The organism is Pseudomonas sp. Os17 (assembly GCF_001547895.1).
GTDB lineage: Bacteria > Pseudomonadota > Gammaproteobacteria > Pseudomonadales > Pseudomonadaceae > Aquipseudomonas.
On sequence record NZ_AP014627.1, the window covers coordinates 3,647,937 to 3,671,742 of the forward strand.

A 23,806-nucleotide genomic window follows, 5' to 3' on the forward strand; every position below is an offset into this window, starting at 1 on the left:
CTGGCGTAGGAGCTGGCTTGCCAGCGAAGGCGTCCGCCATAGCACCGCAAGACTCAAGGTCCCCTTCGCCGGCAAGCCGGCTCCTACAACAACCCGCGCACCACCTGCTTGCGTAGGAGCTGGCTTGCCAGCGAAGGCGTCCGCCAGAGCACCGCAAGACTCAAGGCCCCCTTCGCCGGCAAGCCGGCTCCTACAGGTGCGCCAGCAGCAGGTCCGCCACGGGGCCACCGGAGGCCGGGTTCTGTCCGCTGATCACCCGCTGGTCTTGCACGGCAAACGGCGCCCAGGGCTCGGCGGCCTTCTGGTACAGGGCGCCGCGCTTGAGCAGTTCGGTTTCGGTCAGGTACGGCACATAGGCGTCCAGCTCGGCGAGCTTCTCCTCTTCATTGGAGAACCCGGTGACCTGCTTGCCGGCGATCAACAGCGAACCATCGCTGAGCCTGATGTTCAGCAAGCCCACCGCGCCATGACAGACCGAACTGACGTAACCGCCCTGCTCATAGATATCGCGACTCAGGGCCTGCAACTCGGGGTTGTCGGGGAAATCCCAGAGCACGCCATGACCACCGGCGTAATAGATGGCCACATAGTCCCGGGCCTGGACCTGCGACGGTTGCAAGGTCGCGCCCAGGCGGCTCATGAAGGCGCTGTCCTGGTACCACTGCCAGTCGGTGTCGTCGGCCATGGCCAGGCTGTGGGGATCGATCGGCACGTAGCCGCCCTTGGGACTGACGTAATCCACCTCGAACCCGGCTGCTTGCACCTTCTTCACAAAATGCACCGCCTCCCCCAGCCACAGACCGGTGGCACGGTTCAGGTTGGGGTATTTGGCCACGCTGGTCAGGACCACCAGTATCTTCTTGCTCATGGGCATGCTCCTTGAACTTGAACTTGAACTTGGAATAGGAATGGGCAAACACGGCATCGCGGCGCCGTCACCCCAGCAAGCGCAACATGTTGCGGTGCCGGGCATCGAAAATCCGCGCCATGTAGGCGTTGACCACCAAGCGTTCCAAAGGTGCGCCACCGATGGCCCGATAAGTCACGCGGTCGGTGTACAGGGTGCCCCCTTCGGCGGCCTCGACCCGATGTTCGTGACGAAAGGCACGCAGCGGCCCCTTGAGCATCTCGTCGACAAAATGCCGATCGCTGACCTCACGTATAACCACCGTCCATTTCGCCGGTATGACACCGAACATCCAGTGCAGGAAGCTGAACTGGCGTCCGACACTGATGCGCAGGTCATTGATGTCGATGCCCCCCAAGGGGGTCACGCGCTCGGGAAAGATCTTGGGAAAGTTGGCCCCTTCGAGGCAGAAATCCAAGACCTGGGCCGGGCTGCGGCCCGGCAGAAAAGTCGTGCGCTCCACTACAGGCATAGTTGATAGCTCCTTGCTCAGCCAACAAAATAATTACAATCAACATCACATAAACATGATAACCAATTGTTTTTATTCGCTTTTTTATAATCTAGAAACAACATTAACTAAACCACTCATAAAGCATGGAAATAATCACAAATCGCTTTAACAGCCCTTTCCCACTGACGGCCATCCGCTCGGACCTGCCCCGCGCCCGCCCGGCGCAACTGAGCGCGGCACAGCAGAACCCGCGCGCCCCTGCCACCTCGGCTGAATCGCCAGACGCCTGCCGCTGTTGATTAGACGGATTCGAGTCGAGGGACTTTTACCCGGGAAACCGGTAGGGTGCGCCATTTCCTCCAGTCATGTCTGGATGTTGCCAAGGGTTGCATGGAGTTCTATCGCCCAATGAGTTGCTGGACCCTACTCGGCCTGCCGGTCACCGCGGATACCCGCACCATCAAGCGCCACTACGCCAAGCTGCTGAAACAGACCCGCCCGGATGAAGATCCGCAAGGTTTCCAGCGCTTGCGCGAGGCCTATGAACAAGCCCTGGCCCACAAGGACTGGGAGCAGAACCAGCCCCTGGAAAGCGACACCGACCACAGCCCGGCCGCCAGCGAGCCGGTGCTGTCGGCGCTGTCGCCGGTGCAGCGGGTGGCCGTCCTGCTCAAGGAACTGCACGTCGAGCAGCTCGATCAGCGCTATCGGCAGGCCCAGGAACAGGACTGCGCCCATGAGTTCGAACTGGCCCTGCTGCGCCATTGCGTCGAACACCCGGCCCAGGCCGAGGCGGTCCTGCACTGGGGCTTCGAGCATCTGCGCTGGATGAGCGCCTGGCAGCGCCTGGACCTGCCGGAATACCTGGTGCTGGAGCTGCAGCAACAGCTGTATCAACAGGTTCAGGCGCCGCTGGCCGCGGCACTGCAGGCCAGGGATGAAACGGCGTTCCTGCAGGCCTACGCCCAGCGCTCGGCGCACCCCTGGCTGCTGCACCTGCAACATCGCCAATGGTTCAACCACTGGCTGGCGCAATTGCTGGCGGACAGTCCCTATTGGTCGGTGGCGATCTTCCAGGCGCTGTGCGCCGGCCAGGGTTGGCGATCCGCCGCCGACAACAACTGCCCGGAGGTGTTCTGGCCGCGCCTGCTCAAACGCCATCAGGCCCCGCTGTTCCTGGCCTGCCAGCAACAACTGGCCAGCGAACCGCCCATGACCCCGCAACACCGCGCCGCACGCCTGTTGCTGGCGCCCCTGGGCTTCAGCCAGCGCCGTTCCTGGGCCCGGCACCTGGGCAGCCAGGACTGGCAGGCCTGCCACAAGCTGGCGGCAAGTCTGGCCGCCGACTACCCGGACATCGCCGCCGGCATGCCGGCCGGCAATCCCTACTTCTGGCGTGACTGGGAGCACGCCATCGACAGCTGGCCGATGCTGCTGGGCGTGGTCCTGGCTTGCCTGGCCGGCGCCGTGGCCCAGTACAGCGGACAAGACGCCAGCCCCTGGGAGATCGTCGGGGTGACGCTGGTCTGGTCCTTGTGCTTCTGCGCCGCGGGCGAAGGGCTGCAGCGGCTCTGGCAGCCCCTGAGCCAGCGCCTGCTGCAGTGGGACGAACGCCTCAGCCGGTGCCTGCCGTGGCGCCATGCGCCCTATCACTCCATGCAACTGATCCGCGACCTGTTGCCCGTCGCGCTGCTCGGCGGCCTGCTGGGCGCGGTGATCCACCCGCTGGCCACCCCGGCCTATCTCGGGGTCCAGTTGCTGGTCGCCCTGGCCCGCCAACGCCGGATCGACCCGCTGAGCGCCTGGCAACGCATCAACCCCTGGCCACGCCGCCTGCTGCTGGGCACGGCGCTGATCCTGCTGGTGGCCGCCATCGCCACCCTCAAATGGTTCGACGAGCGCCACACCGCCGGGCGCTATCAGGGCCTGCAGCCATGGACCGAACGCCTGTGCGCGCGCATGCCGGCCCAGGTCGCCGAGTGCGCGGCGCCCGCCACCGAAGCCCAGTGGTATCCCAAGGAGGCCCGGCCATGAGCCAACGCCCGTTGCTGATCTTCGGTTGTGCGCTGATCTTCGGCTTGTTTGCCCTCCTGGGAGCCGGCTCGCCAATCGCCCGCTTCGAACTCTGGCTGGCGGGCCTGGACAGCCGCGCCAGCGCCGAGGCCGCAGCCCGGGCGCCACTGATCGACTGCGTCAACCAGTACGACATGCCGTGGCGCCTGGGCTACTACACCTACGGCGCTCAATCGGCCTGGCGCATGGCGTTCGACGACCTGCTGAACAATGCCCGGGACTTTGCCGACAGCGCGAAAACCAACATGGACACCCTGCCCGCGCGCGAATGCGAGCCGCGCATGCTCTATCGCCTGCGCCTCCTGCAGCCCGATGCGCCGCTGATCGACCTGGCCGAGCGCTACATCGATGCGCTGCACCAGGCCAACCTGGCCCGTCGCGCCCATTCCAGCGCGATGCCCGGCGCCTACATGCCGGCCGAGGAAGATCCGGCCACCGTGGCCCGACTCCAGCCCGGGTTCGACCGCTACCTGCAAGCCTCCGCCGAACTGCGCGCCGCCCTGGCCAGCGCAGACATCGGCGCCCGACGCGAACAACAGCGGCTGCTTGAACAGCGCCTGGGGCGGGACATCCATTGGTACCTCCTGGACTACATGATCCAGGCGCGGCTCACGGTGGAGCAGCTCAGTCAGGGCGTGCGCGAGAAAACCCTGACCCCGGTGCAGTTGGCCAAGGCCAGCCAGGATCTGCAGCAGGCCTGGGATGCCGGGCAACCCCTGCGCAACCGACCGCAGAACGGCCGCAGCCAGCCAGCCTATTACCTGTGGAGCCAGATCACCCGGCCGGCCCTGCACTACCAGCAGGCCTTGCGCACTTTGCACGAAGACTGGCAGGAGCGGGTCGCGCCCGAGCGCCTGAGCGAGGACTATCACGCCGTGGTGCGGGCCTACGACTCGCTGCTCAGCTACTACAACAAGCAGGCCCAGGTGGATTACTGAAAAGGGGCGGCGGTTCGCTGGACCGCCGCCGGATGGACGGCGACTAGCGCGCCTTGAGCTTGGCGAACGACTGATGGAAGTCCGCGGCCCAGCCGTCGATGACGTTTTTCACGTCATCGGCCTTCATCACCTGGCTGTCATTCGCCAGGGGCTTGCCGGTGCCCTTGCGCACCACCTGGGCGATCACCTTGCCGCTGCTGCCATCGAGAAACACCGCCTCGGTGCCGAGGGTGGTCTGCTGGTCGCGAATCCCGGTGGCGGTGCTCACCGCCGCCGCCACCAGCGCCACGGGAATCACTTCATAAGGCTTCAGGCCTTCGGTCTTGCTGCTGACCGCGGTGATGGCCGCGCGTACCACCACCACACCCGGACCGGGGCCCTGAGCCAGAGGCAGGCTGCGTGCCGCCTCGCGCCTGAGGGCCTGGTCGTAGTACTGATTGATCGCATTGAGGGTGCCCTGGGGAATCTTCGCCGTGGCTTGGGGCTGAGGGTAGAACTGGGTGGGTTCGATATAGATCGCCCGGTACCGGCTGACATCCAGCTTGGGATCGATCCAGCGCATCACCTCCACCCCGGAGGGCGACTTGGCCTCCTTGAGGCGGCTGTAATCCTGGAGAAACCCGGAATACTCGTCGGGCTGAGTCAGGTTGCTGGAGCAGCCGGCCAGAGCCAGGGAGGCCAGGCACGCCGTGCCAATCATCAGTGCAAGCTTCATGGGGCACTCCTGTAGGTGAAGCAGCCAGGAACTGGCGAGGGAGAGTTACAGGTATAGCCAAGGCCAATCGGGCCAGGAGTGTTTTTTATCGCCCACTCCCCGGGCGACCTGGAGCCCCCTCGCGTCTTCAAGGCCATCAGCCAGGCGCATGACTCGCCGGTCCTTTCACCGGCAAGTCGGCTCCTACATCAGGGAGGTCAGCGGCGGCGGAACAATGGGCGCGGTTCGATCACCGAGCGACCGTAGAGCACGCTCATGCCCGCCAGGCCCTTGAGGGCGTCCTGGGCGCATTTGTCTTCGCGCACGGCAAAGCTGTCGAAGCCGCATTGGCGCATGTGGCTGAGCTGGTCGCGCAGCACGTCACCGACAGCACGCAATTCGCCCATCCAGCCCAGGCGGGTGCGCAGCAGGTAAGCCTGGCTGTAGCCCCGGCCATCACGAAAGCTGGGGAAGTCCACGGCGATCAGCGGAATCAGCTTGAGCCAGGGCTTGAGGCTCTCCACCTCGTCGTCCGGACCGATCCACACCCCGTCCCGGGCCGGGTGATGCTCGATGCGGCGGATCAGCCACAGCGCCAGGGGCAGGATCAGCGGCCCCTCGGGCAGCGCCCCGTCGACTTCGCGCACCAGGCTCCAGGCATCGTCCTCCACCAACTGGGCTTCACCTTCATGCAGACGCAGCAGGTTGTTCATGCCAGTGCCTCCGCAGCCTTGGGATAGACCCGCTCCTTGAACGGCTCCAGGCCGATGCGCTGCAGGGTATCGACGAAGGGCTCGTCGCTTTCGCGGTAACGCACGAAGGTGGCGATGATGCGCTCGATCACCTCGGGAATTTCCTCGGCGCTGAAGGACGGGCCGATCACCTTGCCCAGGGCGCTGTCCGTGCCCTTGGCCCCGCCCAGGGTGACCTGGAACCACTCGCTGCCGTTCTTGTCGACCCCGAGGATGCCGATGTTGCCGATGTGGTGGTGACCGCAGGCGTTCATGCAGCCGGAGATGTTCAGGCTGATGTCCCCCAGGTCGTGGAGGTAGTCCAGGTCGTCGAAACGCTGCTGGATGGCCAGGGTAATCGGCAGCGACCGGGCGTTGGCCAGGGCGCAGAAGTCGCCGCCCGGGCAGGCGATGATATCGGTCAGCAGGCCGACGTTGGCGGTGCCCAGGCCGTGCTCGCAGGCCCGCTGCCAGAGCTCGTACAGCCGCGACTTGGGCACATCCGGCAGGACGATGTTCTGTTCGTGGGCAATGCGGATCTCACCGAAACCGTAGTCCTCGGACCAATCGGCCACCGCCTCCATCTGCTGGGCGGTGACATCCCCGGGCGGCGACGCCGGGCCCGGCTTGGTCGACAGCACCACGCAGGTGTAGCCCGGCACCTTGTGCGGGTGCACATTGCGCGCCACCCAGCGGGCGAAGGCCGGGGACTCGGCCAGGTGACTGCCGTAGTCCAGGTCGGTGTCCGCCAGGTGCTCGTAGATCGGCGGCACAAAGGCGCTGGCCACCCGCTGGTACTCCTCGTCGGTGAGCTGCGCCGGACCGTCCTTGAGGTGCTGCCACTCCTCTTCCACTTCCTTGGCGAAGGCCTCGATGCCCAGGGCCTTGACCAGGATCTTGATCCGCGCCTTGTACTTGTTGTCGCGCCGGCCGTGGCGGTTGTAGACCCGCAGCACCGCCTCGACATAGGACAGCAGGTGCTGCCAGGGCAAGCCGTCGCGGATCTGCAGGCCCAGGATCGGGGTGCGCCCCAGGCCGCCACCGACGATCACCCGCAGCAGCATCTGGCCACTGCGGTCGCGGTACAGGTACAGACCGATGTCGTGCATCATGATCGCCGCCCGGTCCTGCTTGGCCGAGCAGATGGCGATCTTGAACTTGCGCGGCAGGAACAGGAATTCCGGGTTGATGGTGGACCACTGCCGAAGGATCTCCGCCAGCGGGCGCGGGTCGAGGTATTCATCGGCGGCGACCCCGGCGAAAGCCTCGGTGGTGATGTTGCGCACGCAGTTGCCGGAGGTCTGGATGGCGTGCATCTCCACCTCGGCCAGACGCTGCAGGATGTCCGGCACCTGGGCCAGCTCGATCCAGTTGAACTGCAGGTTCTGCCGGGTGGTGAAGTGGCCGTAGCCGCGGTCGAAGTCCCGGGCGATGCTGGCCAGGGTGCGCATCTGCCGGGCGCTCAGGGTGCCGTAGGGAATCGCCACCCGCAGCATGAACGCATGCTTCTGCATATAGAGACCGTTCTGCAGGCGCAGAGGTAGGAACTCCTCTTCACTGAGCTGGCCACCCATGAAGCGCTCGACCTGATCACGAAACTGTGCCACCCGCTCAAAGACCAGGGCCCGGTCATATTCGTCGTACTGATACATATCCCTACCTCATCGAAACTGGTCGTGCTCTAACGGCGCGTGCTGTGAGGGGGCGACTATGCGCGTGCGGCGCAGAACGTTACAGATTCAGGTAAAAACTAAAAAACCATATCAGCCGTGACGGCGGCACCGTGGACACGAGATAAATCTGATCCGTATTAATGCAGTTTTTCTGAGCCTGTTTTGTTTCCTCGCTGATTCCTACAGTGCACCCCGTGCCAGACCGGGTGGCCTGGCAAGACTTTGCAACCGTGGAAGCATTGACCATGAACTCAGCAACAATCGGACAGGCCTACAACTACAAGGTGGTTCGCCAATTCGTCGTCGCAACCGTGGTATGGGGCGTGATCGGCATGGCCATGGGGGTGTGGATCGCCTCGCAACTGGTATGGCCGGAGATGAACCTCGATCTGCCCTGGAGCACCTTCGGCCGCCTGCGGCCGCTGCACACCAGCCTGGTGATCTTCGGTTTCGCCGGCAGCGCCCAGTTCGCCGCCAGCTACTACGCGGTACAGCGCACCTGCCAGGTACGGCTGTACTCCGACACCCTGGCCGCCTTCACCTTCTGGGGCTGGCAGTCGGTGATCGTGATCATGCTGATCACCCTGCCCCTGGGCTACACCACCACCAAGGAATACGCCGAGATCGAATTCGCCGGCGCGGTGTGGATGGCGGTGGTCTGGGTGGCCTACGCGATCGTCTTCTTCACCACCGTGGTGCGGCGCAAGAGCCAGCACATCTATGTCGGCAACTGGTTCTTCGGTGCCTTCATCCTGGTGATCGCCATGCTCCACGTGGTCAACCACCTGTCGATCCCGGTGGACTGGTTCAAGTCCTACCCGGTGTATTCCGGGGCCACCGACGCCATGGTGCAGTGGTGGTACGGCCACAACGCCGTGGGCTTCTTCCTGACCACCGGCTTTCTCGGGATGATGTACTACTTCGTGCCCAAGCAAGTCGGACGCCCGGTGTACTCCTATCGCCTGTCCATCGTGCACTTCTGGGCGCTGATCACCCTGTACATCTGGGCCGGCCCGCACCACCTGCACTACACCGCCCTGCCGGACTGGGCCCAGTCCCTGGGCATGGCCATGTCGCTGATCCTCCTGGCCCCGAGCTGGGGCGGCATGATCAACGGCATGATGACCCTGTCGGGCGCCTGGCATAAGTTGCGCACCGACCCGATCCTGCGCTTTCTGGTGCTGTCCCTGGCGTTCTACGGCATGTCGACCTTCGAAGGCCCGATGATGGCGATCAAGACCGTCAACGCCCTCTCGCACTACACCGACTGGACCATCGGCCACGTGCACGCCGGGGCCCTGGGCTGGGTGGCCATGATCACCTTCGGCGCGATCTACCACATGGTGCCCAAGGTCTTCGGCCGCGAGCAGATGTACAGCGTGCCGCTGATCAACCTGCACTTCTGGCTCGCCACCATCGGCACCGTGCTGTACATCGCCTCGATGTGGGTCAACGGCATTACCCAGGGCCTGATGTGGCGCGCGGTGAACGAAGACGGCACTCTCACCTACTCCTTCGTCGAGGCCCTGGTGGCCAGCCATCCGGGGTTCGTGGTGCGTTTCGCCGGTGGCGTGTTCTTCCTCAGCGGCATGTTGCTGATGGCCTACAACACCTGGCGCACCGTGCGCGTCTCCGATGAAAAGCTGGCCCTGAGCGACGCGCAGATCGCCTGAGCCGAACCTTGCCCGCCGGCCCCAGTGGCCGGCGTTTTTTTTCAGGGAGCCTTGGGCCGATGGATATTCTGTTCAACCTGCTGGGGGTGGCGTTTCTCTACCTCTGCATCGAGTACTGCCTGCGCCACCAGAGCGCCAAGAGCCTGGACGACGCCAGCCTGATTCCCTTCGCCGATGATCCCGACGTCGCGCGCCGGGTCGAGCTGGCCACAGGCAAGAAGGTCAACGCCGTGGCGCCGGAAGAGCCCAAGCCGGGCTGGATCAATCTGGACATGTAACGCACTCCGTAGGAGCCGGCTTGCCGGCGAAGAGGCCCGCAAGACGTGCACATGGCCGGCGTCCGCTTTCGCTGGCAAACCAGCTCCTACAGTTGCCGGCGCTGCGTGTTGCCCCGTAGGAGCCGGCTTGCCGGCGATCGCTTTCGCCGGCGAGCCGGCGCCTACATCAGGCACGCTCGCGGGGGATCAGGCTCTGCAATTGGGCGGCCAGGAAGTTGCCGTCGAAAACGAAGGTGTCAGGGTCCTTGAGGCCATTGGTCTTGCGCCATTGCCAACTGCCGGAGGCCTCGCCCACCAGGGAAACACTGCCCAGGCGTGCCGCCGTCAGGCCGATCACCGCCAGGGATATCTGTCCATTGGCCCCCATCACATCCGGGACGAACTCCACCGGCTTGCCCGCAATGCTGATGGTCAGTTTCTCGCTGTTGAAGGTGGAGCTTTGCACTGGCAATGCCGCGCTGAAGGCCACATAAGGCTCGCGATGCAGCTCCAGCAGATCCGGCTGCCGCACCGGTGCCAGCCACTCTTCAATCTGCCCGAACAGCTCATGAATACGCCGGGCCCAGACCAATGACTGGCTGTCGAACAGCTGCTTCTTGTGGGCTTCGCTGGCAGCATAGTGCCGGAGCATCTCGCCCAGTTGCTGGATATCGTCCATTGCGGTGTGTCCCTGGCATCGACCTTTGGGAACTGCAGGTCGCCGGTCTTGATCATGGCAGATGCCGGTCCCGGGCGTTGGGGTGTTTACCCCAGGGCCAGCCCATTCCTCCAGCCGCTGGCGTCGGCGGGCATGGCACCGGCCTTGCCCCCGCCATATTGCTGCGGGCCGTTTACTGCCCGCGGCTGGGATACCGGACAGGTGCAGGGAGACACGAGTGAAAACGCAGCCGGTACTGGCGCGGGGTCAGGCCGAGGCTTTTGCGCAAGGCGCTGCCCAGGTGCGATTGGTGGGCAAAGCCGCTGTCGTGGGCAATGGCCGCCAGCGGCAGGTCCGTGCGCTCCAGCAAGCGCCGGGCTGCCTGCAGCCGCACCTCGGTGATCCAGGCATGGGGCGTCATGCCGACGGCGCGGCGAAAGTCCCGCAGCAGTCGCAGTTCGTTGTGACCGTAAGTGAGTGCCAATTGCGCCAGGGACAAGGGCTGGGCGTACTGATCGGCCATCTGCTCCAGCACCTGCCCCAGCCGTGGTAACGGCGCCGTGGCAATGTGGCGGGACTGGGACAGACCGACAAAGGCCAGGGCACAGTGCTCCAGGGCCAACTCATCGATGACAGGCGCCAACAGCAGGCGCCGGGCTTCACGCCCCAGGGCCAGAGCCTGGGCATGCCCCGAACTCTGCAGACGGCGCTCGCCGGGGATCAGCGGCGTCTGCTCCTGCCAGCGCGCCAGCAGGTATTCACCGCCACAGGCAGATTCGGAGAACACTTCCACGCCCTTGGGCGTCAAGGCCAGGGTGCCGGGCCAGGTGTCGAAATCCTCGCGCCGGTCGGAGTCGATGGCATGCACCCCGCGCTGGCGCTCCAGGGTCACCCCCAGAGTCTGCCACTGCACCGGATCACGAGCGCTGTAGGCCGCGGCCGGCAGCAGTTGCAGCAGCAAGCGACCGTCCAGCAGGCGATGTTCGAGCACCTCGGGCATGTGAAATTTCCTGATAGATCGCAAGCGTTAGCGGGACCAGACTGCGGCTCACTCACCCACACCACAGAGGAGTTGCCCATGCGCACCATCGGCCTGATTGGCGGCATGAGCTGGGAGTCCAGCGCCGAATACTACCGCCTGATCAATCAGCAGGTTCGCGATCAATTGGGGCCGCTGCGTTCCGCGCGGCTGCTAATGTACAGCGTCGACTTCGGGCCTGTCGAACAGGCCCAGCATGCCGGACGCTGGGATGACGCGGCGCGGATCCTGATAGACGCCGCCCAGCGCCTGCAGGACGGCGGCGCCGAGTGCCTGGTGCTCTGTACCAACACCATGCACAAGGTGGCCGAGCAGATTCAGGCGGCCACTGCCGTGCCCTTCCTGCATATCGCCGACCCCACGGCCCAGGCCGCGCTGGCGGCCGGCACCCTGAACGTCGGGCTGCTGGGCACCGCCTTCACCATGGAACAGGAGTTCCTCAAGAGCCGCCTGAGCCAACAAGGACTGAATGTGCTGGTGCCCGATGCGCAGGAGCGCCAGGCGGTGCACCGGATCATCTATGAAGAGTTGTGCGTGGGGATCATCAGCGACGCGTCGCGCCGGGTGTACCAGCAAGTGATCGAATCACTCAGGGCCCGCGGCGCCCAGGCGATCATCCTCGGCTGCACGGAAATCGGCCTGCTGCTCAAGCCCGAGCACAGCCCCCTGCCCCTGCTCGACACCACCGAACTGCATGCCCGGGCGGCGGTGGATTTTGCTTTGCTGGAGTGAACCTCAAGGCCCGCAGGGCGCAGCCTGCGGCAGCGGCTACAAAAGCCTGGTTCGGCACTGACCTGTAGCCGCTGCCGAGCCCTGGCGAGGCTGCGAAAAGGCCCGCAGGGCCTTGCTTGGCGATCGCCTGTCAATCTTGGGCGGCCTCAAGATCCCTGCGTCTCCTGCGGAGCCGTTCGCAGCCTACGGCAGCGGCTACACAAGCCCGGCCTCAACCACGCAGCCGCGCCATGCTCAGCACGTCAACGAATTGCCCGCCACGGACGGCGTAGTCCCGCAGCCGGCCTTCGGTTTCGAAGCCGAATTTCTGGTACAGCGCAATGGCCGGCTGGTTATCGGCATACACCGTGAGTTCGACCCGGCGCAGGTTCATCCAGTTATCCGCCACCTCCAGCACCGCCGCCAGCAGACGGCTGCCGACGCCCTGACGCTGCCAGGCCGGGGACACCCCCATGGCCACGTCCGCGCAATGGGCGCGGCGCACCCGCGCCACCTGGTTCAGGCTGCAACTGCCGATCACCGCGCCCTGGTGCAGGGCCACCAGGGCCACCAGCCCTTCATTTTCCTGCCCCAGCCCGACGCGCTTGCGCCACAACTCGCGGGACTGATAAGGCAGTTGCAGGGTCTGGGCCGCCACGCTGGGTTCGCTGTACAGCGCCGTCAGACCCTCGATATGGGCTTCGGTGCAACGCTCGATAACGATAGTGGGATTGGCGTTAGGCATGGCCGGTCTTCCTTGAAGGGGAAATGGCCAAAGAGTGTAAGGGCATGAGTGCGACTCTGGCGAGGCACTCAAGCGCAGAGCGGCACAGGCCTCAGAAACCATTTCCCTACAGCTCGGGCGACTGACTTTGCTGGCGCAGCAGATCCTTGGCATAGCGTACAGGTGACAGCCATTGCAAAACCAAGCGTTGCAAGGCATCTGGCAATGCCAGGTAGCGAAACAACCCCGGGTTCAAGGTTTCTAGCGGGGCCAGGTGCAATGCCGACAGATAGAAGCGCACATCACGCAGGCACTCGTAAGGACGCAGGCCGCCAATGCGCATGACCGACTTATCCTTGCCCGTTCCGAACGCTGCATTGATGCAGCGCTTGAGGATCGCCGCCTCGATCTCCCCCTCGGCACTGGCGGCGCTCAAGGCAGCTTGCAGAAGCTCGCTCAGGCGTTGCAACGGATTGCACAGGTACTCAAGCGGGTGTTCACAGTGAGCGAGGATGTAGCGGTTGTATTGGTGGATCATGATGAGCGCCACATCCGTGCCCATCGGGCTCAGGGTGCGCGTACAACGGCCGAATTGGGTTTCATAGGCAATCCGGTGACGGATGTCCCGTTGATCGACACAATCATCGAGAATCGCCTCCAGCTTGTCCGTGGCATGGGGCTGGAACCCTGGGTCGTACTTGTATTTGAAGGCATAGACGAAGGCAAGGAGCTCCATCGCCAGCCACCCCAGGTGATGCTGGGCGTGATAGGTATCCAACAGCATCTTGAGCGCCTTGATCTGCTGTTGAGCCGCCACTGCAAGCAGTTGCTCACGCTGCGGCCCTTCGGTTTGTGCAGCCTCGACCAGGGGCCTGAGGGCCAACGCGGCCTTTGCGAGCGCCTCCTCACCCAGAAGCCGCTGAATCAGGGTCAAGGAAGAAGAAAAGATTGCGTTGAGCAGGAACAGCGACAACGGCATGTCCTGGAACAGTGCCAGCCAGTGCTCCCGGTCTGCCCCGTATCTCCTAACCAACACCTGAACACTGTTTTCGACCCGTTGCAGCCGGCGCCCGACATCAAGGTCACTCTTGATCTGCTCCAGCAAGACATAGGCATGGAACTGCCCGGCATTGTGCTCGATCAGGCTGCGAGTCGCCTTTGAGCGCCCTACTTGCCTGGCGTGTTGCGACAGAAAGTCACCGGGTTCCACATGCCTGATCCGGGCTTTGAAAAGGCTCACCAGGGTGCCGAACTGCAAGCTCGGCGAGCGTCCGCCAACCCTGGCATCACGCCTGGCCTGCCGATAAAGGTTGCGGTGTACTTCGTGCAACTCATCCGGCAGCACCGGCCTGGGCTCCGGCAACGACCAGCGACCAGCGACCAGCGACCAGCGGCATGCAGCACCTTGGCACCTTCGAGCAACTGCTCCAGTTGCTGGATGACGGCCTGGGCTTTCTTCAGCGGTCGCCCCAATGCCAACTCCAACGCCTTCAAGAGCGCGTCGACCGAAGTTCTAGCAGGAAACGAATCATGACGAATCAGGCGCCCCAAGCATCGCAGGAACTGCAAGACAGCCACCTGCGCCCTTTGCTGGGGAATCTTCAAGCCCTGCGTGACCTGTAGCAGGGACGCTTCCAGGCTCGCCAGAATGGCCTCCCGGGTCGCCACCGGGTCGCCGAACAGCCGGTCCCCATAGCACTCATGGCAACGTGCCAGATAGCGCAATGGGATCGAAGCCTGCTCGTTCTCCAGCGCGTCCTCAAACATCTGCTCAAGCTGTGGCCACACGATCAGCCAGAAATACAAGTGCGCCGCACCTACGTCCTTGTCGGGAAACAGGGCCACAAACCCCAGGTGCTTGTGAATCTCCCGCACATTGCCCAACACTGGGGTCAGCAGCGGATCATCGGCCCCGCCCGTCATTCGCCGTGTCACTACGTCAAGCATTGCCGCCTCGCGCTTCTGGCGCTGCTCCAGGCTCTGGCCCTGCCGTGGCAAGGGCTCCTTCGACCTTTTGAACACTGCACGCTCGTAAAACAGCTCGATGACTTTATGAAACTTGGGAACCCTGTTAATCAAACCGCGCCCACCCTCCGTTGTTCTGCGCCCATCCTGAGAGGTTCGTCGTGGCACTACAACATTTTCCCGTCATCCCCTCGTTGAATTGCACAAACCGGGGCGCGGCCACCGATTAACATGTCGGGCCTCCGAGGTCAGTCACAAACCGCCTCGCAGGACCCCATCCACTGAACAAGCAATGCACAAGGAACCACCCGATGTCCTACAAAGATGACAACGATGCATTTGAGCTCAAACAACGGCAAATCGACGCCATGGAACAAGCACTGCTTGTGGCCCGTGGCATTCCCCGGGCTGAAGCAGCCGAGATCGTGGCAGAGCGCAAGCGCCTGCAAGACGCCTACGCCGGGGACCCTGGCGTTAACCCGGCGCCAGGTGTATGGATCAACCCAGAGGGCGAGGACCTAGAGGGTGACGTGCCGGTAAACCGGCAGGAGGCCATCAAAGCCAACGCTATCGCCAAAGACCTGCTCGGCGACGAATTCAGTACCGACACCCAGTGGAACATCGCCCACCTCCCCGACAGGAAGACCAGCACCGCCGAAATACAAGACGACTGGGAGGATCTCATGATCCCTGAAACCAAGGCATGAGCCTGAGTGCCCGGTCCGGACAGCACCAGGCGTTCGGGCCTGGCCACTCCCACGAGGCGGCTCACCTCAAACAAACCAATCCTCACGCTCGCTGAAGGTATTGAGGATCAGCTCCACCAGTTGCTGCACCTGTTCCTCATGCTCCACCCGGGCATTCACCGCCAGCCAGGCGCGGCGCTGCATGCTGTCCTTGAACAGGCCCGGCAAGGCGGTCAGGCCGCGGTCGAAGTGGCTCATGTACTGCGGCAGCAGGCCGATGCAGGCGCTGCAGCGGATCATTTCCAGCATCAGTTCATAGGAGTGCACCTGCACCACGCCGGCCAGGCGCTGTTCCACCAGGCTGTTCCAGGGCCGGAACGGCTCCACCTGACGGTCGTGCTGCCATTGCACCAGCATGTAGTCGCTGAGGTCGTCGAGGCTGTCGGGACGCACCGCCACCCGTGAATAGCGCTTGGCGATGTGCGGCAGGTAGTCGATGCGCGCCAGGGGCACGGGTTCGCGAGTGGCGAAGCTGGGGCCCGGCAGCGGCGAGTCTTCGGCCGCCAGCCACAGCACCAGGTCGGCGCTCAGGGCCTGCAGGGACAGGTCGCTGTCGATGGAGATGATCTCCAGGCGAGCGCTGGCGTTGCGCCGCAACAAGGCGATCAGGTCGCGGCCGAGGATGTCGTGGAGGATGGTTTCTGCCACGGCCAGGCGAATCAGCGGCTGTTCCACCACCGGCAGCCGGCGCTGGTGCGCCAGGGCCAGCAGCTGGCCCTGCAGTTGCAGGCCTTCGCGGCTCAGGCTCAGGACATTGCCCTGATAGCAGAACAGCGAACGCCGCAGGTGTTCCTCCAGCAGCGCCAGTTGCTTGCGCAACAGGGTGGCCTTGATGTTCAGGCTGCGCGCCGCCTGCATGAAGCAGCCGCAACGGGCACTGACCAGAAAGTACTGGGCGACCTCCGGATCGATCCCGGCGGCCAGGGCCAGCCAGGCCTCGCGGGGTTCCTGGGGCGCGGTGTACGGCGCTACGCCCTGAAGTGGGGCGGGTTCGAGAAATGCCATCGGTGACTCCCTGTCTTGTTGACTGTTGCTTCCTTGACTGGCGGGCGGTGGTGCCGGTGAGATCGCCTTCGCTGGCAAGCCAGCGCCTACAGTTGCCGGTGCTGCGTGTTGCCTCGTAGGAGCCGGCTTGCCGGCGAAGAGGACCGTGAGATCGCCTTCGCTGGCAAGCCAGCGCCTACGTTTGTCCGATGCTGCGTATTGCCCCGTGGGTGCCTGCTGCCGGCGAAGAGGACCGTGAGACCGCCTTCGCTGGCAAGCCAGCTCCTACGTTTGTCCGATGCTGCGTATTGCCCCGTAGGAGCCGGTTTGCCGGCGAAGAGGACCGTGAGACCGCCTTCGCTGGCAAGCCAGCGCCTACGTTTGCCCGATGCTGCGTATTGCCCCGTAGGAGCCGGCTTGCCGGCGAAGAGAACCGTGAGATCGCTTTCGCTGGCAAGCCAGCTCCTACAGTTGCCGGTGCTGCGTATTGCCCCGTGGGTGCCTGCTGCCGGCGAAGAGGAACGTGAGACCGCCTTCGCTGGCAAGCCAGCGCCTACGTTTGCCCGGTGCTGCGTGTTGCCCCGTAGGAGCCGGCTTGCCGGCGAAGAGGCCCGTGAGACCGCCTTCGCTGGCGAGCCAGCTCCTACAGCTTGCCCGGTGCTGCGTGTTGCCTCGTCGGAGACGGCTTGCCGGCGAAGAGGCCCGTGAGACCGCCTTCACTGGCAGGCCCGCGCCTACAGCTTGTCCTCCAGGACCTGGTTCAGTACCGCGCCATCGATGCTCAGGGTCGCGGTGTTGAGCATGCCTTCCAGGTAGGCCTTGGCGATCTGTTCCTGGCGCTGGGCGCGCAGGGCCTGGGTCAGGCGATCACGCAGTTCGTCCAGGCTGGCAGTGCGCGCCGGTTGCTGTTCGGTGAGCTTGAGCACATGGAAACCCGCCGCGCTCTGCACCACCTCAGAGACACCTCCGACCTTGAGCCGGGCCACCGCGCTGCGCACTTCTGGCAGCAGTTGCTGCAAGGGTTGCAGCCCCGAGTCGCCACCGCGCTGGGCGCTGTCGCGATCCTGGGAGTACTGCGCCGCCAGGGCGGCGAACTCTGCCGGCGCGGCCTGGGCCTTGCGGCTCAGCTCCTGGGCCTGGCGCCGTACCGGCTCGACGGCCTGGGGGTCGCTGACGCCAAGGAAGATCTGGCTGACCCGGTACAGCGGCGGGGTCATCCAGGCCGCCTTGCCGCTGTCATAGGCCTGCTGCAACTCCGTCGCGCTGGGGTAGTCCGCCGGCACCTGGCTGACCGACTGCAAATAGTCGCGAAACACGATCTGTTCGGTGGCGGCGCGGGTCTGCTGCTCCACCTCCGGGCGCTGGCGCCAGCCCTGGGCGTCGGCCTGTTCCAGCACGGCCTTTTCCGCCAGCCGCGAACGGATCCAGGCTTCCAGCGCCGGGCGGTTGCCGCGCAATTGCGCGCGGGCATCCTCGGGCAGGCTGGCGAACAGCGTCTTGAGTTCCTCGGCCGCCACCTGCTGGTTGCCCAGGCGCGCCACGGTCGGTGTGGTCGCCAGTGACTGCTGCAGCACGGCCGGTGCCGGCTGCTGCGCCGCCACCGGGTCGTTGCCCGGGCGCAGGGCCAGCCCCAGCGCCAGGCCGAGCAAGGTCAGTGCCCCGGCACCGACCACCAGAGTCGGCTTCTTCACAGGCTGGCCACCTCTTCCAGGGGGTGTTCCTCAGGCAGCGGCTGTTCGCCCCGGGCCTGCAACTGGGCCGCCTGCTGGCTGTATTCGCGCAGGTAGACGATGAACTCCTGCAGCAACCGGTCCCACAGCTCCAGTTGGCTGCGCAGGTGAGTCTCGCCGACCCCGGCCACCACCACGTCCATCTCCATCACCAGGAACTCGCCCTGCAGCGACAACCGGGCAAAGCGCCGCGAGGCGTTCCACAGCTCCGCCAGCCCCGCCGGCAATTCGCCCTGCACCCGCAGGGCGCAGCTGTAGGTGAAGTCCACATAGTGCCCGGCCTCGCTGCCCGGGTTGCCGAAACGCACGGCATAGCCGATGCCCTGGCTGGCACTGAGCAGTTGCACGATGCCGTTCTGCTCGGTCTGGTTGACCCGGTAGCCGGCGCCTTGCAGCAGGTCGGTGAGGCTGTCGGTGGTGACGCTGGTAATCAAAGTCATGGTCATCTCTTCCCTGGTGATCAGTGGGCGCTCGCCGCCTGCGGGGCGTCGAACTGGGTCTGGTAAAGCTCGTCGCCAAAACCCTGGGCCAGTTCTTCGAACTTGACCCGGGCCTTGCCGGCGAAGGGCTGGCGGATGTTCACCACCTCGGCCACGTCGATCTTTTCGTAGGCCGTCAGAATCTGTTTGGCGATGCCGTACATCTGCTGATTCTTGACCGCGCATTGCTGCACTTGTGTGTCACGTTCGCTCAATTGCGCCTGCAATTTCGCCCGCTCGGCTTCCTTGCCCCGGGCCAGCACCAGCAAGTCTTCGTAGGCTTTCTTGAACTTGCCCAACTGCTCGCTGCTGGCCGCCGCCTGGGCTTGGGCCTGGCTTTGCAGGTTCTGCTGCTGGCCGGCCAGTTGCTCGGCCACGCCGCGGGTCTTGGCCAGCTCGGCGCTCAGTTGCTTGACCTGGGCCTGGGCCTCCCTGGCCGCGTTCTCGGCGGCGATCCGCGCGGCCGCGGCCTGGGCCTGCTCGCTTTGCAGGGCCTGCAACTGTTGGGTGGTGCTGCGCAACTGGGTGCGCAGGCGTTCCTCCATGCCTTCGGCGCTGGCGCCGGCACTGGCCAGCACGCCCCAGGCCAGCAACAGGCTGACCGCCCCTGCCCTCACTCGGCTGTTCATAACCTTCCTCCCGCTTAGAAGCGCGTGTTGAGTTCAAGCTGCATGACGTCGACTTCGTAACGCGGCCCGTAGACTTCCGAGGCGCTCATGTAGCGGGCCGTGGCGTAGATGTTCTTGTCGATGCCGTAGTTGCCGCCGACGAAATAGCCCTTGGCGTTGGTGCCCCCCAGGTGGAACGAGGAGTCGTTGAAGCCGTCGGGCAAGGCGTCGGGCTGGATGTACTTGTAGCCGGCCAGCAGGTTCCAGTCGCCGGACTTCTTCATGTCCAGGGCGTTGCCCAGGGTGAACTGCACCAGCAGCGCGTTGCCGCCGCTTTCAAACTGGCCGTTGCGGTTGATGTTGTTGACGATCTCGCCTTCGCTGCGCTTGAGCATCTCGCCCTTGTCGTAGGCCAGGTTGCGGATGTAGTTGGTCTGGCTGCGCAGGCGCAGGTCGTCCGGCAGCTCGGTGTCCCAGGCCAGGTTCAGGTCGAGCACGTCGAACTTCGAGGCCAGGCCGACGAACTGCGGCTGCGGGGTCAGGCCCGGGGTGGCCGGGTTGGGGGTGATGTCGCGCAGCAGGAACACGCTGTTGCCCTTCTGCATGAAGGCCACCCGCGAGCCGTCGGTGTCGCAGCCCGGGGCCCCGGCCCAAGGCGCACAAGGGCTGGAGCGCTGGCCTTCGATGTCGTCGAAGCGGTAGTAGGCCAAGGCACCCTTGAGGCTGTTGCTGCGGTTGATCTTCCAGTTGGCGCCGATTTGCCCGCCGAACAGCCACTTGGTGTCGCTCTCGTTCTTGTCGAAGCCGTTGCTGGTGGCGGTGTCGTTGGTGTACTCCACCGGGAACACGCCAAGGGTGCCGAACAGGCCCCAGTCGCTGCTGAGCTTGTGGTTGAACAGCGCCGCCACGCCGTCGAAGTTCAGGTCGTTGGAATACAGCATGTCGGTTGCATAGAACGGGTTGGCGAAACGCCCGCCGGTCAGGGTCAGGTCCTGGCTGGCCTTCCAGGTCAGGTAGCCCTGGTCGAGCCAGATGTCCTTCTTGCCGAAGCCGCCGCCCAGGGTCTGGGTGGTGGAGACCGGGTTGTTGTCCGAACCGGTGCCGATGCGGATGCCGGCGGTCCATTCCGGCGAGATCACCGCCTTCATCCCCAGGCGCGCCCGCAGGCGGAACAGGTTGTCGCGGTCTTCACGGCTGTTGAGCAGCGGCGGCAGCTTGCTGTTGGTGTCCTTGTTGACGTCGTAGGGGCCGTTGTCGTTGAGCTTGGCGTAGTCGACGATCTCGTTGCTGTTGTTGTCGGCAAAGAACCGCGACTCCTCGCGCAGGCGGATATCGCCGTCAAAGCTGATGCGCGACACCCAATCCGGAAAGGTGTTGGGCTGGGCCCAGTTTTCCTGCTTGGCGGTGGCCATGACCTCGGCCTTGACCTGATCGCGGATCTGCTCGCGGACGATCGCCGGCACGTATTGCACCCGCACATCCCCCGGCGCCGCCGCGGGGCCGGTGGCCGCCACGGCGGTGGCGGCGCTGGCCTGGCGGGCCTGCTGGGCCTCTTTTTCGGCCTGGGCAATCAGTGCCTCGGCCTTGGCCTGCGGCAGTACCCCCTGCTGCACCAACAGACGGATCAGGTTGATCGTGGCGTTCTCCGAAGGCGCGGCCGCGGCGGCCGAGGCCTGTCCGGCCAGGGTCAGGGCGACCATGCCGAGCGCCAGGGTCAATCGATTCACGGTGGAAATCATCTGCACACAACTCCTGTAGAAACTGCAAATAGGGGTTCGCTCATTCCGGCCGCCGGCCCTTGAGGGACAAGCGCACCGGCAAGGTCAGGGACGCTGGCATACGTTCTTTCAGGCGCGGAGTGGCCCGCAGCGCCGCCAGCACCTGCTGGTCGGTCTCGGGGTTGCCGCTGGAGCCGGCCAGTTCGGCGCGGGTCACTTGGCCGTCGGCGCCGAGCCACAGGTCCACCTGCAGCGCATAGGCCTTCTTGCGCAGCTCCGGGTCCTCGCGCAGCACCCGTTGAAAGGTCGCCGCCAGGTACTGCTTGTAGGTGCCGGTGCCCAGCCCGCCGCCACCGGCGCCGGCCATGCCACCGCCCTTGCCGGCACCGACGTTGAAGCCGTCGTTGCCCGCCTGGGCGTCGCCGTCGATCTGCATCGGGTTGGCCAGATCGTCCGCCGGCGAGGGCGGTGCTTCCTCCTCCGGCTTGACCTCCTCGGGGGTGGGCGTGGGTTCGGGTTCCGGCACCTTCTCCTCCACCGGCTCCGGCTCCTTGGGCTTCTCCGGAGGCGGCGGTGGGGGTGGCGGCGGTGGCGGCAGCGGGATGATGGTCGGCACCTTCGGCGCTTCCCGACGCACCCCGGCCATGTCATTGGCCCACTGCCACAGCAGCCAGGCGGCCACGGCCCCCAGCAGCAGCCCGGCGCCCCACTTCAGCAGGCGCACGGCGCGCGGCTTGTGCTGCACCGGCGGCAGCTCGATCGGTTGTTGTGCGGTCATGGCTCAGCCCTGGCTCGGTTTGCCGGTGACCAGGCCGACCTGGGACAACTCCAGGCGGCGCAGCAGGTCGAGGACTTCGATGACCTTCTGGTACTGCACCGTGGCATCGCCACGGACGATGATCGGGAAGTCCGGGTTCTGCGCCTTCTCGATGCGCAGGCGCTCTTCCAGCTCGCCCAGGGTCACCGGGTAGGCGTCGAGAAACACCTGGCCACCGTCGTTCACCGAAATGGCCTTGGTCTTGGCCTCGGACAGCGACACCGAGGCGCTGGCCTTGGGCAGGTGGATCTGGATGCCCGAAACCTGGGCGGTGGCGGTGAGGATGAACATCACCAGCACCACCATCAGCACGTCCACCAGGGGCGTGATGTTGATGCTGTCGACGGCGGCGTCGTCTTCGTCGTCATGGGAGGCGTTCACGGAAGCCATGGCAGTTCTCCTCAGGCCGGAACCGACGCGTTGCTGTGACTGACCCGCCAGTGGGCGTTCTCGCTGTGCTGGCTCTCGCCATGCAGCTCCGCCAGCCGGGTGATGAACTCGTCGACGAACACCCGCATGTCGGCGCCGACTTCCTTGTTGCGGGTGATCAGGCGGTTGTAGCCAAACAGCGCCGGGATCGCGACGAACAGGCCCATGGCGGTGGCCAGCAAGGCCGCGGCCATGCCCGGGGCGATGGCGTTGATGTTGACGTCACCGGCCATGGCGGTGCCGAGGAACACCACCATGATCCCCAGCACCGTGCCCAACAGGCCGATGTAGGGGCCGCCGGCAATGGCGTTGGACAGGGTCGAGAGCTTGGAACTCAGCTGCTGGTTTTCCCGGGTGCGCACCCCGTCCATGGAGCAGCGGATGGCCTCGATGGTGGCCGCCGACACCGAGGAGGTATCGGCGCCCTGCTCGCGGCGGGTGCGGATCTCTTTCACCGCCACCAGGTACAGGCGCCACAGCGAGGAGTGCTCCAGGCGGCTGGCCAGGACCTGATCGTCGGCGAACATCTCCAGGCGGGTGCCGACCTTGGCGAACTGCTCACGAAACAGCGCATTGGCGGCGCTGACCCGGCCGACCATGCGGTTCTTGCGCAGCATGATCACCCAGGACTGGATCATCATCCCCACCAGCACCAGGATGATCACCCAGGCATCCACCGGCACCGCCTTGAGCAGGAAGCCCAGGCTGCCGAAACCAAAACCCGACTGTTCTTCATCGACGCCATAAGCCACCAGCTTCGACTCCGCGCCCTGGGCGCTGGCATCGGCCAGGATCAGCGCCGCCGGACGCGCCACCTTGGACAGGCGCAGCTCGTCCAGGGCCCCGGTGAACGGCAGGAAGTGGCTGGCCTCGGCGCCGGCGGCGGGCGGCAGGTCGGCACCGATCGCCAGCACCGAATTGAAGGTGGGAATGGCCTGGGCCAGGCTCGCGGTTTCGCGGCCATTGACGTACAGCGCCAGGCGGCTGCCCTCGCCGCTCAGGGCCAGGTGCTGCCACTGCCCCGGGTTCAGCGGCTGGGTGGAGGCGGCGCGCTGGCCGTCCACTTCAACGAAGGGCATGCCCTGGTTGATGCCGACCAGCAGGCTGCCGGCGCCTTCGCGGCGGGCCAGCAGCAGTTGCTCACCGCTGGCCTGATCCAGGCGCACCCAGGCGCTGAAGGTGAAGGCGCCGCCGGCGTTGTGCTGCAGCGACGGGCTGGCTGGCAGCAGCAGCGGCTGGCCGCTGAACTGCAAGGCACGGCCGATGCCCCCGTCAATCGCCGCGCCGGTGGCGTTCTGCGCGGTGTTGCCGTAGGCGGTGGTGTCTTTGGCCGGAGTGCCGTTGCTGCCGTCGAAGTGGTAGATGGCGGTGTAGCTGGGGTCGAAGGTCAACTGGCCGTTGGCGGTGCTCGGCGCCTTCTGGTTGCCGTAGTACATCCAGATGTCCTGGCGCTGGCCGCCTTCGACCTTGGGCACATCGACCCAGATCAGCGCCATGCCCATCAGCGGGTCGAAGCTTTCGATCTGGTGGTTGAGCACGGTCTTGTCATCGGCGGCGACAAAGCGCAGGTCGGCGCCGTCTTCCTTGACCCCGTCGAAGGTGAAATTGCCGGTGTGCAGGCGCACCAGCAGCGCGGTGCGGCCCAGGGCCTCGTTGATGGCCGCGCCCTGGGGCGTGGTGTCCACGCTGATCTGCTTGCGGTAATGCCAGTCGTCCTGCCACCAGGCATGGGCCGTGGCCGGGAGCACGAAGCCCAGGCAGATCAACAGGCTCAGGAATAAGCGTTGCATGGGAAGGG

Annotated in this window: 24 protein-coding genes; 6 read left to right on the forward strand and 18 right to left on the reverse strand. The window is 65.1% G+C overall.

Annotation, left to right across the window (positions count from 1 at the left end; translation table 11 throughout):
- Positions 1-190: 190 nt before the first annotated feature.
- Both POS17_RS15900 and POS17_RS15905 read right to left on the reverse strand, forming a co-directional pair.
- Complete coding sequence (locus POS17_RS15900) at positions 191-868, reverse strand: type 1 glutamine amidotransferase domain-containing protein (protein ID WP_060839460.1); 678 nt, start codon at positions 866-868, stop codon at positions 191-193.
- Between the two features lie 67 nt (positions 869-935).
- Complete coding sequence (locus POS17_RS15905; RefSeq protein WP_060839461.1) at positions 936-1,379, reverse strand: SRPBCC family protein; 444 nt, start codon at positions 1,377-1,379, stop codon at positions 936-938.
- Positions 1,380-1,769: 390 nt separating this feature from the next.
- Between POS17_RS15905 and POS17_RS15910 the strand changes: the two genes are divergently transcribed.
- Both POS17_RS15910 and POS17_RS15915 read left to right on the forward strand, forming a co-directional pair.
- The gene (locus POS17_RS15910) at positions 1,770-3,395 is read left to right on the forward strand and encodes a J domain-containing protein (RefSeq protein ID WP_060839462.1); all 1,626 of its coding nucleotides are present in this window, start codon (positions 1,770-1,772) and stop codon (positions 3,393-3,395) included.
- Positions 3,392-4,372 carry a DUF3829 domain-containing protein gene (locus POS17_RS15915; RefSeq protein WP_060839463.1) on the forward strand — a complete coding sequence of 327 codons (981 nt, stop codon included), beginning with the start codon at positions 3,392-3,394 and terminating at the stop codon, positions 4,370-4,372. The genes POS17_RS15910 and POS17_RS15915 overlap by 4 nt, the downstream gene beginning before the upstream one ends.
- A gap of 43 nt (positions 4,373-4,415) precedes the next feature.
- Here POS17_RS15915 and POS17_RS15920 read toward each other — a convergent pair whose 3' ends face one another.
- From POS17_RS15920 to POS17_RS15930, 3 genes are all read right to left on the reverse strand, one after another.
- A complete protein-coding gene (locus POS17_RS15920) occupies positions 4,416-5,087 on the reverse strand; it encodes a DUF3313 domain-containing protein (RefSeq protein WP_060839464.1) in 672 nt (223 codons plus the stop codon).
- A 197-nt stretch (positions 5,088-5,284) separates the two neighbouring features.
- The gene (locus POS17_RS15925; protein WP_060839465.1) at positions 5,285-5,779 is read right to left on the reverse strand and encodes a DUF934 domain-containing protein; all 495 of its coding nucleotides are present in this window, start codon (positions 5,777-5,779) and stop codon (positions 5,285-5,287) included.
- Complete coding sequence (locus tag POS17_RS15930; RefSeq protein WP_060839466.1) at positions 5,776-7,449, reverse strand: nitrite/sulfite reductase; 1,674 nt, start codon at positions 7,447-7,449, stop codon at positions 5,776-5,778. The genes POS17_RS15925 and POS17_RS15930 overlap by 4 nt, the downstream gene beginning before the upstream one ends.
- A gap of 266 nt (positions 7,450-7,715) precedes the next feature.
- Between POS17_RS15930 and ccoN the strand changes: the two genes are divergently transcribed.
- Positions 7,716-9,143, forward strand: a complete 1,428-nt coding sequence (gene ccoN / locus POS17_RS15935; RefSeq protein WP_060839467.1) for a cytochrome-c oxidase, cbb3-type subunit I — start codon at positions 7,716-7,718, stop codon at positions 9,141-9,143.
- A 59-nt stretch (positions 9,144-9,202) separates the two neighbouring features.
- Positions 9,203-9,421 (forward strand): hypothetical protein, encoded by a 219-nt coding sequence (locus tag POS17_RS15940; RefSeq protein ID WP_060839468.1) that lies wholly within the window; start codon positions 9,203-9,205, stop codon positions 9,419-9,421.
- Between the two features lie 166 nt (positions 9,422-9,587).
- Here POS17_RS15940 and POS17_RS15945 read toward each other — a convergent pair whose 3' ends face one another.
- Both POS17_RS15945 and POS17_RS15950 read right to left on the reverse strand, forming a co-directional pair.
- A complete protein-coding gene (locus tag POS17_RS15945; RefSeq protein ID WP_060839469.1) occupies positions 9,588-10,079 on the reverse strand; it encodes a hypothetical protein in 492 nt (163 codons plus the stop codon).
- A 172-nt stretch (positions 10,080-10,251) separates the two neighbouring features.
- The gene (locus tag POS17_RS15950; protein WP_060839470.1) at positions 10,252-11,058 is read right to left on the reverse strand and encodes a helix-turn-helix domain-containing protein; all 807 of its coding nucleotides are present in this window, start codon (positions 11,056-11,058) and stop codon (positions 10,252-10,254) included.
- 78 nt (positions 11,059-11,136) lie between these two features.
- On the opposite strand from POS17_RS15950, the gene POS17_RS15955 reads away from it, so the two are divergent.
- Positions 11,137-11,829, forward strand: coding sequence for an aspartate/glutamate racemase family protein (locus tag POS17_RS15955; RefSeq protein WP_060839471.1), 693 nt, complete (start codon positions 11,137-11,139; stop codon positions 11,827-11,829).
- A gap of 211 nt (positions 11,830-12,040) precedes the next feature.
- Here the strand turns inward: POS17_RS15955 and POS17_RS15960 are convergent, their stop codons facing one another.
- From POS17_RS15960 to POS17_RS15970, 3 genes are all read right to left on the reverse strand, one after another.
- Positions 12,041-12,553: a GNAT family N-acetyltransferase gene (locus POS17_RS15960; protein WP_060839472.1), complete on the reverse strand. Its 513-nt coding sequence runs from the start codon at positions 12,551-12,553 to the stop codon at positions 12,041-12,043.
- 106 nt (positions 12,554-12,659) lie between these two features.
- Positions 12,660-13,790, reverse strand: a complete 1,131-nt coding sequence (locus POS17_RS15965; protein ID WP_060839473.1) for a hypothetical protein — start codon at positions 13,788-13,790, stop codon at positions 12,660-12,662.
- Positions 13,769-14,611, reverse strand: a complete 843-nt coding sequence (locus POS17_RS15970) for a hypothetical protein (RefSeq protein WP_060839474.1) — start codon at positions 14,609-14,611, stop codon at positions 13,769-13,771. Before POS17_RS15970 ends, POS17_RS15965 begins: the two co-directional genes overlap by 22 nt.
- 197 nt (positions 14,612-14,808) lie before the next feature.
- Between POS17_RS15970 and POS17_RS15975 the strand changes: the two genes are divergently transcribed.
- Entirely contained in the window at positions 14,809-15,204 is a 396-nt protein-coding gene (locus POS17_RS15975; protein WP_060839475.1) for a hypothetical protein, read from the forward strand.
- A 66-nt stretch (positions 15,205-15,270) separates the two neighbouring features.
- Here POS17_RS15975 and POS17_RS15980 read toward each other — a convergent pair whose 3' ends face one another.
- The 8 genes from POS17_RS15980 to POS17_RS16015 all read right to left on the reverse strand — a co-directional run bounded on the left by POS17_RS15980 (position 15,271) and on the right by POS17_RS16015 (position 23,798).
- Complete coding sequence (locus POS17_RS15980; RefSeq protein WP_060839476.1) at positions 15,271-16,248, reverse strand: LysR family transcriptional regulator; 978 nt, start codon at positions 16,246-16,248, stop codon at positions 15,271-15,273.
- Positions 16,249-16,961: 713 nt separating this feature from the next.
- Positions 16,962-17,918 carry a peptidylprolyl isomerase gene (locus POS17_RS15985; protein ID WP_060839477.1) on the reverse strand — a complete coding sequence of 319 codons (957 nt, stop codon included), beginning with the start codon at positions 17,916-17,918 and terminating at the stop codon, positions 16,962-16,964.
- Positions 17,915-18,397: a YbjN domain-containing protein gene (locus POS17_RS15990; RefSeq protein ID WP_060839478.1), complete on the reverse strand. Its 483-nt coding sequence runs from the start codon at positions 18,395-18,397 to the stop codon at positions 17,915-17,917. The genes POS17_RS15985 and POS17_RS15990 overlap by 4 nt, the downstream gene beginning before the upstream one ends.
- 20 nt (positions 18,398-18,417) lie before the next feature.
- Positions 18,418-19,065 carry a hypothetical protein gene (locus POS17_RS15995; protein ID WP_060839479.1) on the reverse strand — a complete coding sequence of 216 codons (648 nt, stop codon included), beginning with the start codon at positions 19,063-19,065 and terminating at the stop codon, positions 18,418-18,420.
- A 14-nt stretch (positions 19,066-19,079) separates the two neighbouring features.
- Complete coding sequence (locus POS17_RS16000) at positions 19,080-20,783, reverse strand: putative porin (protein WP_060839480.1); 1,704 nt, start codon at positions 20,781-20,783, stop codon at positions 19,080-19,082.
- A 40-nt stretch (positions 20,784-20,823) separates the two neighbouring features.
- Entirely contained in the window at positions 20,824-21,540 is a 717-nt protein-coding gene (locus POS17_RS16005) for an energy transducer TonB family protein (protein WP_060839481.1), read from the reverse strand.
- Positions 21,541-21,543: 3 nt separating this feature from the next.
- The gene (locus POS17_RS16010) at positions 21,544-21,969 is read right to left on the reverse strand and encodes an ExbD/TolR family protein (protein ID WP_011061113.1); all 426 of its coding nucleotides are present in this window, start codon (positions 21,967-21,969) and stop codon (positions 21,544-21,546) included.
- A gap of 11 nt (positions 21,970-21,980) precedes the next feature.
- Positions 21,981-23,798, reverse strand: coding sequence for a DUF2341 domain-containing protein (locus tag POS17_RS16015; protein WP_060839482.1), 1,818 nt, complete (start codon positions 23,796-23,798; stop codon positions 21,981-21,983).
- Between the last annotated feature and the right edge of the window lie 8 nt (positions 23,799-23,806).